This is a genomic window from Halomonas sp. IOP_31, from assembly GCF_021151495.1.
Classification (GTDB): Bacteria; Pseudomonadota; Gammaproteobacteria; order Pseudomonadales; family Halomonadaceae; genus Modicisalibacter; species Modicisalibacter zincidurans.
Genome location: NZ_JAIRBP010000015.1, coordinates 72,423 through 86,643, shown reverse-complemented (window position 1 = coordinate 86,643; position 14,221 = coordinate 72,423). Strand labels below are relative to the sequence as shown.

Here is a 14,221-nt window from a genome sequence, read left to right as displayed (position 1 = left end):
AGCCGATGCGGTTACCCTCGAACAACTCGAAACACTCTTGCCCTGGAACGCGACGCTGCCCGCTTCAAAAAAAGTGGCTCAATACGGTTAGGGCAAGTGGGTCGGTTTAACGGCGCTTACCTTTTTTGTGCGTAAAAGCCGGCCTAACAAGCAGTTGGCGTTCATCGCTGCGCACTGTATGGTATTGGTTCTATTGGTACCGTTACGTTCTCAGGAGGAGACGATGCAAAAGAATCTGCTGCGTAAGTTGGGTCTGGCGATGATGCTGGCATTGATGCTGGGTGGCGTGGCTGCCTGTGATGACCAGGGACCCGCCGAGGAAGCTGGCGAGAGCATCGACGAAGCGGCTGAAAACGCCGGTGATAGCGTCGAGGAAATGGGTGAAGACGTGCAGGATGCTGCCGAAGACGCCCAGAATAATTAAGCGCTCCAGCGCAGTAATGCCAGTCAGTTAAACTTATAACCCAACAGCTGATGATGAGATCGTCCCGTGTCAGGTACACCGATACGGGACGGTCCATGCACTTCAGCAATGCCATCGCCAAGGCGACACCTGACGATTTCTCAGCCTCTCCGAGTCCTCTCGCCCGACCTGATCGACACCTGTCTCGAGCAAGCCTGCGTGGCCACACTGCGCAAGCGTCGCCTGCCGCAGCGCAGGCACCTGCAGCGGGAAGGCGCTCAAGCGGTGGTAGAGATCCTTGCGAAAGCGTCCCGCCGCGACCTCGGTGGCCAGATCGCGGTTGGTCACGGCGGCGATGCCGCACCGGGTCATCTGGGACGCATCGACCGCGAGCTGCTGAAGACGTTGCTGCCGAAGAGCGAGCCGCTGTGCTATCTGGTCGGCCTGCAAGGTTTCATGCGCTGTGTCGACACCGAGCTCGAAGCGCTCGAGGTGCCTGCCGAGCGGCGGCGCTTCGAGCATTTCGGGTCGACGCGGCCGCTGCACGCCTGAGCGGGACAGGCAATGCATGGGGTTTATCGATAACTATAGGGAAAAGCAATCGCCCCAGATGTTGATTAGAGCCCTAACGGACGCCATTACCGGGACAGCGTTATTTTCGAGTCATCGCCAAGGCAAGGAGAAACCATGGCCTACGAGAATCTGCTGTCCCCGTTCGAGCTGGGCCGCCTGACGCTGTCCAACCGCGTCATCATGGCGCCGCTGACCCGTGCTCGCACGCCCGACAGCGTCCCCGGCGAGCTACAGGCCCGGTATTACGCGCAGCGCGCCGGCGCGGGCCTGGTGATCAGCGAGGCGACCAACATCTCACCCACCGCGCGCGGCTACGTGTATACCCCGGGTATCTACACCGACGCCCAAGAAGAAGGCTGGCGCAAGGTGGTCAAGGCGGTCCACGATGCCGGCGGGCGCATGGCGCTGCAGCTGTGGCATGTGGGGCGCGTCTCGCACGAGATCGTCCAGCCCAACGGGTTGCAGCCGGTCGCACCCAGCGCGATCCGCGGCGAGGGCGCGCAGTGCTTCGCCGAATTCGCCGACGGCACGGCGGGGCGTCACCCGGCGAGTACCCCGCGGGCGCTCGAGCTCAAGGAGATTCCGACACTTATCGAGGACTATCGCCAGGCCGCCAGGCGGGCCAAACGGGCCGCCTTCGACATGCTCGAGGTCCACGCCGCCAACGCCTATCTGCTTCAGCAGTTCCTGGCCAGCGGCGCCAACAAGCGCACCGACCGCTATGGTGGCAGTGTGGTCAATCGCGCGCGGTTGCTGCTCGAGGTGGTCGATGCAGTCAGCGCGGAGATCGGTGCCGATCGCGTCGGCGTGCGATTGTCGCCGTTCATCGAGATCTTCGGCCTCAGCGACGACGAACCCGAGGCGATGATGCGCTACCTGGCCGAGCAGCTGTCGCTGCGCAAGATCGGCTACTTGCACATCAACGAGCCCGACTGGACCGGCGAGGGCGTGCAGTTGACCGACGACTTTCGCCGCGACCTGCGCGACCGCTTTCGTGGTCCGCTGTTGTATTGCGGTCACTACACCGCCGCGCGCGGCGAGGTGCTGATCGCGAAGGGGCTCGCCGACGCGGTGGTCTACGGTCGGCCCTACATCGCCAACCCCGATCTGGTCGAGCGCTTTCGTCGTCAGGCGCCGCTCAACGAGCCGGATCCGGACACTTTCTACGGCGGCGGCGCGCAAGGCTATACCGACTATCCGACGCTCGACTGACACGCTGGGCTGTCCACTGGCCTGGCTTGCCGCTATCCTGTGAGTCACGAGCCGCCCGGGCGGCGGCCTAAGCTCATTGGTTAGGAGGACTCATATGCAGATCAGGACGTTGCTGGCCGGCTCCGCGATGCTTGCGCTACTCGGCGGATGCGCCGCCGGTACCCAGCAGGACGTAGGCACCCAGGAGCCGATGACGGGGCCGCAGACGGCGACCTACGAAGGCACTCTGCCGTGTCGCAGTTGCGCAGGCATCGATCTCACCGTGACTCTCGAGGGCACCGAGCAGTCTCCCGACGAAGCGCGCGATTTCACCCTCGAGGCCAGCTACCGCGAGCATCCGCAGAATCCCCCGAACGAGCGTTACGAGGGGCAGTGGAATGTGCTCAGCGGCACCGCCAATGACCCCGAAGCGACGGTCTACGAACTGACCCCCGATGGCGAAGGCCAGGTCTACTACTTCCTCAAGCTCGACAGCGACACGCTCGAGCTGGTCGACCCGCAACGCCGCCGCTTCGAAAACGGCGAGACGCTGCGCCTCAACCGCCAGCAGTCAACAGCAACCTAGTAGCCAATAGCGCCCAGTAATCAATAGCGCAGTAGCAATGCGAGAAGGACGGGGGCGGCCATTGGTCGCCCCTGTTCGTTGTCCGCCGCTCGTTATCAGCCTCGCACTATCCGACAGGAAGCCCATGGCGAAAGCGAAGAGCGCCTTTGTATGCACCGAATGCGGTGCCGAATACAGCAAGTGGCAGGGCCAGTGCACCAGTTGCCGTGAGTGGAACACCCTGAGCGAGGTGCGCCGGGCCGCACCGCGCCCGGGGAGCGGCAGCGGCCCGGCGACGGCGCGCGCCGGCTATGCCGGCAGCCTGTCGCGGGAAGTCACCGACCTGGCCAGCGTCGATCTCGCCGAAGTGCCGCGTTTTTCGTCGACCTTCGGCGAATTCGATCGGGTGCTGGGTGGCGGGCTGGTGCCGGGTTCGGCGGTGCTGCTGGGCGGCAACCCCGGCGCCGGTAAGTCGACCCTGCTGCTGCAGACCGCCTGCAAGCTCGCCCAGCAGCGCCGCGTGCTGTACATCACCGGCGAGGAATCGCTGTCGCAGGTGGCGATGCGCGCCCACCGCCTGCAACTGCCCGCCCAGGGGCTCAAGATGCTCGCCGAGACCAGCATCGAGACGATCCTCGGCGTCGCCGAGCGCGAGCGCCCCGCGGTGCTGATCATCGACTCCATTCAGACCATGCATCTCGAGGATATCGGCTCGGCGCCGGGCGGGGTGGCTCAGGTGCGCGAGTCGGCGGCGGCGTTGACGCGTTTCGCCAAGCAGTCGAACACCGTGCTGATGCTGGTCGGTCACGTGACCAAGGACGGCACCCTGGCCGGCCCCAAGGTGCTCGAGCATATGATCGACGCCTCGCTGCTGCTCGAGGGCGGCGCCGATTCGCGCTTTCGCACCCTGCGCGGTCAGAAGAACCGCTTCGGCGCGGTCAACGAACTGGGTGTGTTCGCGATGCTCGAGCAGGGCCTGAAGGAGGTCAAGAATCCCAGTGCGATCTTCCTGTCGCGTGGAGAGGAGCAGGCCCCGGGCAGCCTGGTGATGGTGGTCTGGGAGGGCACCCGGCCGATCCTCGTCGAGGTGCAGGCGCTGCTCGACGATTCGGCGCTGGGCAATCCACGGCGCGTCGCCGTAGGCCTCGACGGCAACCGCCTGGCGATGCTGCTGGCGGTACTGCACAAGCACGGCGGGCTGTTCACCGGCGACCAGGACGTCTTTCTCAACGTGGTCGGCGGGGTCAAGGTGCTCGAGACCAGCGCCGACCTGGCGGTGCTGCTGGCGGTGGTGTCGAGCCTGCAGAATCGCTCGCTGCCCCGCGAGCTGGTGGTGTTCGGCGAGGTCGGCCTGTCGGGTGAGATCCGCCCGGTGCCCAGCGGCCAGGAGCGCATCGTCGAGGCCGCCAAACACGGTTTCACCCGCGCCATCGTGCCGCGCGGCAACGCCCCCAAACGGGCCCCCGAGGGCATGACGGTGATCGCCGTCGACAAGCTCGCCGAGGCCATCGAGGCGCTGTGAGCGGCGCCCGATGGCTATGCTTTGAGTCAGTAAGCCCGCTTTGACGGGAGATTAACGCACGCAAGGAGATGACCCATGAGCGCCATTCGCCTGACCCAGTACAGTCATGGCGCCGGCTGTGGCTGCAAGATCGCCCCCGACGTCCTCGACGGCATTCTCGCCAAGGCCGGGCCGGGGGCCAGCAACACCCGGCTGATCGTCGGCAACCAGGGACGCGAAGACGCGGCGGTCTATGATCTCGGCGACGGCCGCGGAATGATCGCCACCACCGATTTCTTCACGCCGATCGTCGACGATCCGTTCGATTTCGGGCGCATCGCCGCGATCAACGCCATCAGCGACGTCTACGCCATGGGTGGCAAGCCGGTGCTGGCGCTGGGCATTCTCGGCTGGCCGCTCGACAAGCTAGCCGCCGACATCGCCGGCGACGTGGTCGCCGGCGCCCAGGCGGTGTGTCGCGAGCTGGGCTTGGCGCTGGCCGGCGGCCACTCGATCGACGCCCCCGAGCCGATCTTCGGCCTGGCGGTCAACGGGCTGGTCGATCTCGACGCGCTCAAGCTCAACAAGGGCGCCGAGCCCGGCGATCTGCTGTATCTGACCAAGCCGCTCGGCGTCGGCCTGCTGACCACCGCCGAGAAGCGCGGCCTGCTCAAGGAGGGCCACCACGGGCTGGCCCGCGAGACCATGCTCAAGCCCAACGACATTGGCGTCGAGATGGCGCGCATCTCCGGCGTGCACGCGATGACCGATGTCACCGGCTTCGGTCTGGCCGGGCACCTGAGCGAGATGTGCGAGGCCAGCGGGGTGGCCGCGCGCGTCGACTTTCGGCGCCTGCCGCGGCTTGCCGAGGCCGAGGCCTATCGTCGCCAGGGCGCGGTGCCCGGTGGCACCGAGCGCAATCGCAATGCGCTGGGCAAGCGCCTGCCCGAGATGGATGCCGCCCATTGGCAGTGGCTGTGCGATCCACAGACCTCGGGTGGCCTGTTGCTGGCGGTGCATCCGGCCTACGCCGATGACGTCGAACGTGTCGGCCGCCAATTCGGGTTGCGCCTCGAGTCGTTCGGCGAATTCACCAAGGCCGGCGGCGAGACGTTGATCGAGGTCCGGCGATGAGTCAGGAGACGCTCGAGCCCGATCTCGAGTGGCTGCGCGCCGGGCGCACGCTGATCGACGTGCGGGCGCCGGTGGAGTTCGCTCGGGGCGCGCTGCCGGGAGCGGTCAACCTGCCGCTGATGGACGACGAGGAGCGTCATCGCGTCGGCATTCACTACAAGCAGGCCGGTCAGGGCGCGGCGATCGAACTCGGCGAGCGGCTGGTCGGCGGCGCGCTCAAGCGGCGGCGCGTCGAGGCCTGGCGGGGGTGTCTCGCCGCGCACCCCGACGCGCTGGTCTACTGCTTTCGCGGCGGACTGCGCTCGCAGATCGCCCAGCAGTGGCTCGCCGAGGCCGGCATCGAACGGCCGCGCATTCAGGGTGGCTGGAAGGCCATGCGCCAGGCGCTGTGCCGGCGCATCGACGCCGCCGCCGAGCGCCCCATGCTGGTGGTCGGCGGGCTGACCGGCTGCGCCAAGACCGAGCTCGTCCAGCGCGCTGGCGGGCCGGACCTGGAAGCCTGCGCGCGTCACAAGGGCTCGGCATTCGGTCGCCACCCGCTGCCGGCGCCGGCGCAGATCGACTTCGAGCACGCCCTCGGCCGCGAGCTGCTGTCGGTCGCGGCGCCCTATGTCGTCGAGGACGAATCGCGGCACATCGGCAGCGTCAACATTCCGCTGAGCTTCTGGCGGGGCATGCAGCGCGCGCCGCGCATTCGTGTGGAGATGCCGCTGGACTGGCGGCTGGCGCGCATCCACAAGGACTACATCGAGGATCTGTGGGCGATCTATGCCGGCCAGTACGGCGAATGGCTGGGCTGGGCGTTGATGCGCAAGCAACTCAGCGGCGCCCTGGCGCGGCTCAGAAAGCGCCTGGGCGGCGCACGCCTGCAACGCTTGCAACGCTTGCAAGGGCTGGCCTTCGCCGAGCATGCGCGGGGCAATCCCCAGGCGCACGAGGCGTGGCTGGCGCCGCTGCTGACCGAATATTACGACCCGCTGTATCGTCACCAGCTCGACAAGCATCAGCAGGCCTTCCTGCACGTCGGCGACTGGGACAGCTGCCTGGCGTTCGCCCGCGATTGGCAAGCCTCGCGGGCCGGCTAGCGCGCGGCGTTGGCCATCCAGCGCATCATCACCCGGTCGAGCAGCGCCGCGAGGCGATCGAAGCGCCGCGGATCGTCGAGCATCGTCGTCGCGTCCTGCATGTAGGGGCCGCTGCCGACGAGCGATTCGGGGCGTTCGGCGAGCAGCGCGGCGACACTCTCGCGGGTCGCCTCCAGATGGCACTGCAGGCCGATCACCCGCCCGGCGTCCCAGGCAAAGCCCTGGACCGGACTCGCCGCGCTGGCACCCAGCGGCAGCGCATCCTCCGGCAGGCCGAAGATGTCGCGATGCCAGTGGAAGGCCTCGAACGTCTCGGGCAGGTCGAAGGGACTCTGCGGCGCCAGGCTGACCGCATGCCAGCCGGTTTCGGCATAGGTGCCCCGCGAGACGATGGCGCTCAGCTGCGTGGCGATCAATTGCGCGCCGAGGCCGACGCCGAGTACCGGCTTGGCGCTCTTCAGGGCGCGCAGCAGCAGTTTGCGCTCGCGCTTGAGCCAGGGGTAATCGTCGCTGGCATCGTGCGCCTGCGGGCCGTCGAGCACGATCAGCGCATCGCAGTCCTCGAGGCGTGGCGGCATCTCGCCCGCATAGAGATGGCTGGTATTGTGACTGTGGCCCATGCCGTCCAGCCAGTCGGCGAAGCGGGCAGGGCCGTAGTGGGCAGCGTGCTGGAGAAAGTAGATGTGCATGGTGAACCCGTGGTGAATACGCATGATAAACGCTTTCGGCCCCGCTCGATGGCCGGTAGCGACGGAGGCGGCCGATGACGCGCAGCGAGCGGCTCGAACAGATCTACACCATCGTCGCGCAGATCCCCGCCGGCCGGGTGACCACCTATGGCCGGGTGGCGAAGATGACCGATGGCGCCACCGCGCGCATGGTCGGCAGCGCGATGCGCCAGCTGCCCGCCGGTCACGGCTTGCCCTGGCATCGGGTGATCAACGCCTCGCGACGCGTTACCGAGCATGGCGGGGCGATCGACCAGCGCGAGAAGCTGCGCGCCGAGGGCGTCGCCTTCGATGCCAAGGGGCGGGTCAACGCCGAGTTGCTCTGGCCGTGACGGTCATCGTTCGACAAGCGACTTTCCAATAAGAGCCATTTCAGCAAGCGTCATTTCAGCAAGAAATAGGGCAGACGATTATGCAACAGACCTCACCAGGCGGTTTCAAGGCCCGCTTGCGCCAACTCGGCCGTCGGCAGCAGGCGGCGTTCATGGCAGCGCTGTGCGAACGGCTGACGCCCAACTACGGGCTCTATGCGCAGATGACCGGCCAGGGCGATCCGCATGGGCTGCGGGTGGTCCTCGACCTGGCCTGGGAGGCGCTGACGGTGCGCGATGCGCGCATCGATTTCGCCCGCCAGGCCGAGAAGCTCGCCGAACTCGAGCCGCCCGGGGACGACGACAGTTTCGGCGCGCGCCGTGCGGTGGAGGCGGTCGCCGCGTTGACGACGCTGCTCGATGCGCTGCAGGGCGAGCTGCCCGAGGCGCCACTTGAGGTTAGCCGACTCTCGACGAGCGGCGTGCAGGCGTATGTCGAGATGAGCGAGGGCGCGGAAGGCGATGATCCCGACCAGGCCATGGCGCGGCTGCGCAGCCATCCGCTGATGGATGACGAGCGCGACTTCCAGGAGACCGTGCTCGAGGCCGCCGAGGGCAAGCTCGATCGCGAGGCGCTCAAGGCGCTACGCCGGCTGGGGCGCAACGACGGCGTCAGCAATCTGGGCCTCAATGCTGATGAATAGACTTCATAGGCGATGAAATGTATCCCGAAAGAGCGGATTTATGTCGCGAACGCAGGAATAAATCAGCCTTTTCTACAGGCGCATCTCGATCCCATGCTCGGCCAGATAACGCTTGGCATCGGGAATGGTGTACTCGCCGAAGTGGAAGATGCTCGCCGCGAGCACTGCATCGGCGCCGCCCCTGGTCACCCCCTCGACCAGATGATCGAGATTGCCGACTCCGCCGGAGGCGATCACCGGCACCGCCACCGCCTCGGCGATCGCGCGGGTCACTTCCAGGTCGAAGCCGGACTTGGTGCCGTCGCGGTCCATGCTGGTCAGCAGCAGCTCGCCGGCCCCGTAATTGACCATCTTGCGCGCCCAGTCGATGGCGTCCAGCCCGGTGGGCTTGCGTCCACCGTGGGTGAAGATCTCCCAGCGCGGCGGTTCGCCCGCGGCGCTGACGCGCTTGGCGTCGATCGCCACCACGATGCACTGGCTGCCGAAGCGCTCGGCGGCCTCGCGCACGAAGTCCGGATCGCTCACCGCGGCGGTGTTGATCGAGACCTTGTCGGCGCCGGCGTTGAGCATGGTGCGGATATCCTCGCAGCGGCGGATGCCGCCGCCCACGGTCAGCGGAATGAATACCTCGCCGGCGATGCGCTCGACCATCTCCACGGTGGTGTCGCGATCCTGGTGACTGGCGGTGATATCGAGGAAGGTGATCTCGTCGGCGCCCTGCTGGTTGTAGCGCTTGGCGATCTCCACCGGGTCGCCGGCGTCGCGGATGCCCACGAAGTTGACGCCCTTGACCACTCGACCGGCATCGACGTCGAGACAGGGGATGATGCGCTTGGCCAGACCCATGTGTCAGTTCCCCCCGCGGGTGGCGTGATTTTCGAGCCGGTCGTCGAGTTCGTCACATAGCCGCTGCGCCGTGGCGACGTCGAGGCTGCCCTCATAGATTGCCCGGCCGGTGATCGCGCCGAGAATGCCCTGGTCGGCGACCCCGGCGAGTGCGCGTATGTCGTCGAGGTTGGTGACCCCGCCGGAGGCGATCACGGGTAGCCCGCCGTCGCGGGCCAGCTCGATGGTGGCGTCGAGATTGACGCCCTGCATCATGCCGTCGCGGGCGATATCGGTGTAGACGATCGATGCCACGCCGTCATCTCGAAAGCGCTTGGCCAGCTCGGTGGCCTTGAGCGTCGAGACCTCGGCCCAGCCGTCGGTGGCGACAAAGCCGTCGCGGGCATCGAGGCCGACGATCACCCGGCCCGGGAACAGCCGGCACATCGCGCCGACGAACTCGGGCTGCTTGACCGCCTGGGTGCCGATGATCACGTAGCCGACCCCGGCCTCGAGATAGTGCTCGATGGTCTGTGCATTGCGAATGCCGCCGCCGATCTGGATCGGCAGCTCGGGGTAGGCGCGGGCGATCGCGGTGACCGCCTCGCCATTGACCGGCTTGCCCTCGAAGGCGCCATTGAGATCGACCAGATGCAGGCGCCGGGCGCCGGCGTCGACCCAGCGCGCGGCCATCGCCACGGGATCGTCGCCGTAGCTGGTGGCGTCGTCCATGCGGCCCTGCTTGAGGCGGACGCAGTGGCCGTCCTTGAGATCGATGGCGGGAATCACCAGCATGTCGTGTCCTCGTGAGCGACCGCCGCGGCGGCGCTGTTGCTAGATTGGTTCGGCGCGCAGTCGACCGGGCGCGGCTCAGGGCGCCCAGTTGACCGGGCGCCGGGCGCAGCATTGGGCGCCTTTAAGCAGCGGGCGTCCAGTTGACAAAGTTCTCCAGCAGCCGCAGGCCGGCGTCGGCGCTCTTCTCGGGATGGAACTGCACCGCGAAGGTTGCCTCGCGGCCGGTGGCGACGTGGGCGATGGCATCGCCGTAGCGGGTGGTGCCGAAGACCTCCGCGTCGCGCTCGGCGTCGACGTAGTAGCCATGCACGAAATAGAACCGCGCGCCGTCGGCGATGTCGGCCCACAGCGGGTGATCATGGCGCTGGGCGACCTGGTTCCAGCCCATGTGCGGGACCTTGAGGCGACGCCCGTCGGCATCGCGCATCGTCTGGCCGAAGCGGCGCACCTGGCCGGGCAGAAAACCCAGGCAGTCGATGCCGCCGTTCTCTTCGCTGCGATCCATCAGCATCTGCTGGCCGACGCAGATGCCCAGCAGCGGCTTGGCCTGGGAGGCGAGCAATTCCCGGACCACGCCTGCGAGCTCGGTGCGCTGCAGCTCGCCCATGCAGTCGCGGATGGCGCCCTGGCCGGGCAGTACCACGCGAGTCGCGCCGCGAATCGAGCGCGGATCGCGGGTGATCATCACGTGCTCGTGGGTCACGTGCTCCAGGGCCTTGGCCACGGAGTGCAGGTTGCCCATGCCATAATCGATGACGGCGATCGTCATGCTCGCTCCTCGCAATTGATGTTCACAGGCTGCCCTTGGTCGAGGGCATCTGTCCGGCCATGCGCGGGTCCACCTCCACGGCCATGCGCAGCGCCCGGCCGAAGGCCTTGAAGATGGTCTCGGCCTGGTGGTGGGCGTTTAAGCCCTTGAGATTGTCGATGTGCAGGGTGACTCGGGCGTGGTTGACGAAGCCCTGGAAGAACTCCCAGAACAGTTGGGTGTCCAGCGTGCCGATGGCGGCGCGGGTGAACTCGACGTCCATGTGCAGCCCCGGACGTCCCGAGAAATCGATCACCACCCGCGAGAGCGCCTCGTCGAGCGGCACGTAGGCATGCCCGTAGCGGCGGATGCCGCGCTTGTCGCCGATCGCCTGGTCGAAGGCCTGGCCGAGGGTGATGCCGATATCCTCGACGGTGTGATGAGCGTCGATATGCAGGTCGCCGTGGGCGTGAAGCTCGATGTCGAGCAGCCCGTGGCGGGCGATCTGATCGAGCATGTGGTCGAGAAACCCGACGCCGGTTGCGGCGACGAGGTGCCCCTCGCCGTCGAGATTGATCGTCGCCGTGATCTGCGTCTCGGAGGTGTCGCGAGACACCGTGGCGATTCGCTCGGACATGTAGGGCTCTCCCTTCCGGGCGCTCGCGCGCCGGGCAATGATGGTGGCGGGCCGGTATCGCGCCGTTGGCCGCAGCGCTCGGCACGTCATAAGGCCAACCGAGCCTGTCATTATAGAGAATCGCAGCGGCCATCCGCTACAATACGCCAACGATGGGAGCGATACGACGGCGTCCCTGGCCACGGAGAGGATGCATGCCAGTCACCCTGGAACGACTCGATCATGCCCGCTGGACGGCGGACGCCGAGGCTGGCGCGGAGCTGTCGCGCATCTATCAGGATGCCTCGCCGGAGCTGCTGCCGGTGCCCGCCGAGGCGTTCGTGCGCGGGCATCTCGAGAGCGGCGGCGAATTCTACTGCGCGCGCTTCAACGGCCGTCTGCTAGCGGCGGTCGGCCTGCGCCGCGAGCCGGGCGCCTGGTGGCTGTCGCATTTCTGCGTTCGCGAGGCGACGCGCCGCCGCGGTGTCGGTTCGCGGCTGATGGCGCTGGTCGCCGCGGCGGCCGGCGACGCCGCGTTACGTATCGAGACCGACCAGCTGCCGCTGGAAAGCCAGCTGCTGCTGGTACGGCTGGGTTACCGGCTCGAAGAGAACGGTGCCTATTTCGAGTTCATGATCCCTGCTTCTGGAGGAAGCCAATGAAGAGGTTGGTGCGAATACTGCTCGCAGCCGTCGGCGTACTCGGGCTGCTGGTCGTCGCTGCGGTGATCTACGTCACCACCTTCTTCGACCCCAACGAGCTCAAGCCGCGCCTGGTCGAGGCAGTCAAGGAACGCAGCGGTCTGGAGCTGGCGCTGGAAGGCCCGCTGAGCTGGTCGTTCTATCCGCGCATCGGCGTCAGCGTCGAGAGTGCGCGGGCCTGGCTGCCCGAGCAGTCCGCGCAGGACGCGCCCTTCGCCGGCGTCGATCGCGCCGAGGTCAGCCTGGCATTCGCGCCGTTGCTGTCGGGCGAGATCGCCATCGATGGCCTGACCCTGGACGGCATGCGCCTCGATCTGGTGCGCGATGCCCAGGGGCGCGGCAACTGGGAGGCCCTGCTCGAGCGTCTAGAGGCCCAGGGCGACGATGCCGAAGCGGCGCTAGCGCCAGCTTCGGCGGGGCCCTCGATGCAGGACGGTGAGCCCAGCGTGGCGCTGGATATCGCCACTGTCGAGGTCAACAACGGCGAGGTGCGCTATGCCGACCAGCGCAGCGACCTGGACGTCACGCTACGTGAGCTGGCGCTGACCAGCAGTGACGTCAACCCGGTCAACGCCTTTCCGCTCAAGGCCAGCTTCACCGTCGACAGCGCCGCGCCGGCGCTGGAAAGCCAGGTCAGCCTGCAGAGCAAGGTGCGCCTGGGGCTCAATGATGGCCGCTACGAGTTCACCGGCCTGACGCTGGATACCCAGACCCGCTTCACCGCCCTGCAGGAGCGGGTGCAGACGCTGAATTTCGATGCCAAGCAGTTGATCGCCGAGGTCCGCGCTGGTCGCTATCGCCTCGAGAGCGGACGTTTCGAAGGCAAATTCGAGCATCCCTCACTGGGCGAGTCGCCGCTGTCGCTGAAGCTGGCTTTTGCCGCCGAGGCCAATACCCGTGATGAAACCGCCCAATTGAGCGACATCGTGCTGACCGGCGACGACGGACTCAAGCTGACCGGCAATCTGGCGATCGACACGCTGCTCAGCGCGCCGACCTATACCGGCAAGGTCGAGCTGGCGCCGTTGTCGCTACGGCCCTGGCTCGAGCGCCTGGGTGTGACGCCGAACACCGCCGACGACGCGGCGCTCGAGGAGGTCGCATTGACCAGCCCGTTCGAGGGCGATGCGTCCCGGGTGACGCTCTCCAACCTGACGCTGCGAGTCGACGACACGACGCTGAGCGGCCAGCTCGGCCTGGGGCTCGACGGCGACTCACTGAGCTTCGACCTGAAGGGCGATCAGCTCGACCTGGATGGCTACTTGCCGCCGCCCAGCGAAGCGCCGGCGAGCGGCGACGAAGCCACGGCGTCGTTCGAGATGATCGGTGTCGGCGATGTCGCTGCCGCCGAGACGTCCAGCGAGGCCGCCGAGCTGGTCCCCGCGTCCACGCTGCGCGGGCTCGACCTCGACGGCCGGCTGGCATTCGACACGCTGATCGCCAAAGGCCTGACGCTGATCGACCCGGCGTTGACGGTCACTGGCAGCGGTGGGCAACTGGCGCTCGAGCATTTCGATGCGCGGCTGTACGACGGTACCGCGCACCTCGAGGGGACGCTCGACGTGCGCGAGGCGCCGATTCGCTGGACATTTAGCGAACGCCTTGACGGCGTCCAGGTGGTGCCGCTGGTCGAGGACTACACCGGCGAGCCATCGCCGCTGCGGGGGCGGCTGACGCTGGCCGGCGACTTCACGTCGCAGACCAACAGCGCCGCTACGCTGCTGCGCAATCTCAACGGCCGAGCCGACTTCCAGATCGACGACGGGGCAGTGTTCAACGTCAACGTTCCGCAGGAGCTGTGCACGGCGGTAGCGGCGCTGGAGGGCGAAAGCACGTCGCGGGAATGGAGCACGGACACGCGCTTTGACCAGCTCAAGGGCAGCGCCAGGGTTGTCGACGGGGTCCTCAACAACGACGACCTGCTGATCACCGTTCCCGGCATCGAGCTGACCGGCAACGGCGACGTCAACCTGGCCAGCCAGCGTTTCGACTACGACGTCCAGGCGCGCTTCGTGGACACCGCCGACGCCGCCTGTGACGTCAATCCGCGGCTCGAACGTATTCCCCTGCCGGTGCGTTGCGAAGGTCAGCTTTCCGGCGATCCCCGGCAGTGGTGCACTTTCGACCGCCAGGCCTTCCAGCGCTCGCTGGCCGAACTGGCCAAGGGCGAACTCAAGAACCAGGCCGCCGAGAAGCTCAGCGAAAAGATTCAGGAAAAACTCGGCGGCGAAGAGTCTGCCAAGGAACTTCGCGATGCCATTCGTGGTCTGTTGAAGTGAAGCAATAGCAAGCCAGTCCTGCGCCGACTCACGAGTCGGCGCTTTTTTTGTGGTGCGCCATC

At 67.0% G+C, this 14,221-nt stretch carries 16 protein-coding genes; 10 read left to right on the top strand and 6 right to left on the bottom strand.

What is annotated here, in order from left to right; genetic code table 11:
* Nucleotides 1-223: 223 nt before the first annotated feature.
* The gene (locus K7I12_RS09885) at nucleotides 224-424 is read left to right on the top strand and encodes a hypothetical protein (protein WP_031382222.1); all 201 of its coding nucleotides are present in this window, start codon (nucleotides 224-226) and stop codon (nucleotides 422-424) included.
* A 102-nt stretch (nucleotides 425-526) separates the two neighbouring features.
* Here K7I12_RS09885 and K7I12_RS09880 read toward each other — a convergent pair whose 3' ends face one another.
* Nucleotides 527-925 carry a sigma 54-interacting transcriptional regulator gene (locus K7I12_RS09880; RefSeq protein WP_331460584.1) on the bottom strand — a complete coding sequence of 133 codons (399 nt, stop codon included), beginning with the start codon at nucleotides 923-925 and terminating at the stop codon, nucleotides 527-529.
* 165 nt (nucleotides 926-1,090) lie between these two features.
* Between K7I12_RS09880 and K7I12_RS09875 the strand changes: the two genes are divergently transcribed.
* The 5 genes from K7I12_RS09875 to mnmH all read left to right on the top strand — a co-directional run bounded on the left by K7I12_RS09875 (nucleotide 1,091) and on the right by mnmH (nucleotide 6,452).
* Entirely contained in the window at nucleotides 1,091-2,188 is a 1,098-nt protein-coding gene (locus K7I12_RS09875) for an alkene reductase (protein WP_031382224.1), read from the top strand.
* 94 nt (nucleotides 2,189-2,282) lie between these two features.
* Nucleotides 2,283-2,753 carry a copper resistance protein NlpE N-terminal domain-containing protein gene (locus K7I12_RS09870; protein ID WP_031382225.1) on the top strand — a complete coding sequence of 157 codons (471 nt, stop codon included), beginning with the start codon at nucleotides 2,283-2,285 and terminating at the stop codon, nucleotides 2,751-2,753.
* Between the two features lie 124 nt (nucleotides 2,754-2,877).
* Nucleotides 2,878-4,254: a DNA repair protein RadA gene (radA, locus tag K7I12_RS09865; protein ID WP_031382226.1), complete on the top strand. Its 1,377-nt coding sequence runs from the start codon at nucleotides 2,878-2,880 to the stop codon at nucleotides 4,252-4,254.
* A gap of 75 nt (nucleotides 4,255-4,329) precedes the next feature.
* Nucleotides 4,330-5,367 carry a selenide, water dikinase SelD gene (selD, locus tag K7I12_RS09860; RefSeq protein ID WP_231664040.1) on the top strand — a complete coding sequence of 346 codons (1,038 nt, stop codon included), beginning with the start codon at nucleotides 4,330-4,332 and terminating at the stop codon, nucleotides 5,365-5,367.
* Entirely contained in the window at nucleotides 5,364-6,452 is a 1,089-nt protein-coding gene (gene mnmH / locus K7I12_RS09855; protein WP_031382228.1) for a tRNA 2-selenouridine(34) synthase MnmH, read from the top strand. Before selD ends, mnmH begins: the two co-directional genes overlap by 4 nt.
* Here mnmH and K7I12_RS09850 read toward each other — a convergent pair.
* Complete coding sequence (locus K7I12_RS09850) at nucleotides 6,449-7,141, bottom strand: type 1 glutamine amidotransferase (RefSeq protein WP_031382229.1); 693 nt, start codon at nucleotides 7,139-7,141, stop codon at nucleotides 6,449-6,451. The two genes, mnmH and K7I12_RS09850, sit on opposite strands and share 4 nt — an antisense overlap.
* Before the next feature lie 74 nt (nucleotides 7,142-7,215).
* On the opposite strand from K7I12_RS09850, the gene K7I12_RS09845 reads away from it, so the two are divergent.
* Both K7I12_RS09845 and K7I12_RS09840 read left to right on the top strand, forming a co-directional pair.
* Complete coding sequence (locus K7I12_RS09845) at nucleotides 7,216-7,512, top strand: MGMT family protein (protein WP_031382230.1); 297 nt, start codon at nucleotides 7,216-7,218, stop codon at nucleotides 7,510-7,512.
* A gap of 80 nt (nucleotides 7,513-7,592) precedes the next feature.
* Nucleotides 7,593-8,195 carry a YjaG family protein gene (locus tag K7I12_RS09840; protein WP_031382231.1) on the top strand — a complete coding sequence of 201 codons (603 nt, stop codon included), beginning with the start codon at nucleotides 7,593-7,595 and terminating at the stop codon, nucleotides 8,193-8,195.
* A 72-nt stretch (nucleotides 8,196-8,267) separates the two neighbouring features.
* Here the strand turns inward: K7I12_RS09840 and hisF are convergent, their stop codons facing one another.
* From hisF to hisB, 4 genes are all read right to left on the bottom strand, one after another.
* Nucleotides 8,268-9,041, bottom strand: coding sequence for an imidazole glycerol phosphate synthase subunit HisF (gene hisF / locus K7I12_RS09835; RefSeq protein ID WP_231664039.1), 774 nt, complete (start codon nucleotides 9,039-9,041; stop codon nucleotides 8,268-8,270).
* A 3-nt stretch (nucleotides 9,042-9,044) separates the two neighbouring features.
* On the bottom strand, nucleotides 9,045-9,815 hold the full coding sequence (hisA, locus tag K7I12_RS09830) for a 1-(5-phosphoribosyl)-5-[(5-phosphoribosylamino)methylideneamino]imidazole-4-carboxamide isomerase (RefSeq protein WP_231664038.1): 771 nt from the start codon (nucleotides 9,813-9,815) through the stop codon (nucleotides 9,045-9,047).
* A gap of 121 nt (nucleotides 9,816-9,936) precedes the next feature.
* On the bottom strand, nucleotides 9,937-10,584 hold the full coding sequence (hisH, locus tag K7I12_RS09825) for an imidazole glycerol phosphate synthase subunit HisH (protein WP_231664037.1): 648 nt from the start codon (nucleotides 10,582-10,584) through the stop codon (nucleotides 9,937-9,939).
* Nucleotides 10,585-10,606: 22 nt separating this feature from the next.
* Nucleotides 10,607-11,200 carry an imidazoleglycerol-phosphate dehydratase HisB gene (gene hisB / locus K7I12_RS09820; RefSeq protein WP_231664036.1) on the bottom strand — a complete coding sequence of 198 codons (594 nt, stop codon included), beginning with the start codon at nucleotides 11,198-11,200 and terminating at the stop codon, nucleotides 10,607-10,609.
* A gap of 194 nt (nucleotides 11,201-11,394) precedes the next feature.
* On the opposite strand from hisB, the gene K7I12_RS09815 reads away from it, so the two are divergent.
* Entirely contained in the window at nucleotides 11,395-11,841 is a 447-nt protein-coding gene (locus K7I12_RS09815) for an acetyl-CoA sensor PanZ family protein (protein ID WP_031382236.1), read from the top strand.
* Nucleotides 11,838-14,159, top strand: coding sequence for an AsmA family protein (locus K7I12_RS09810; protein ID WP_231664035.1), 2,322 nt, complete (start codon nucleotides 11,838-11,840; stop codon nucleotides 14,157-14,159). Before K7I12_RS09815 ends, K7I12_RS09810 begins: the two co-directional genes overlap by 4 nt.
* Nucleotides 14,160-14,221 lie beyond the last annotated feature (62 nt).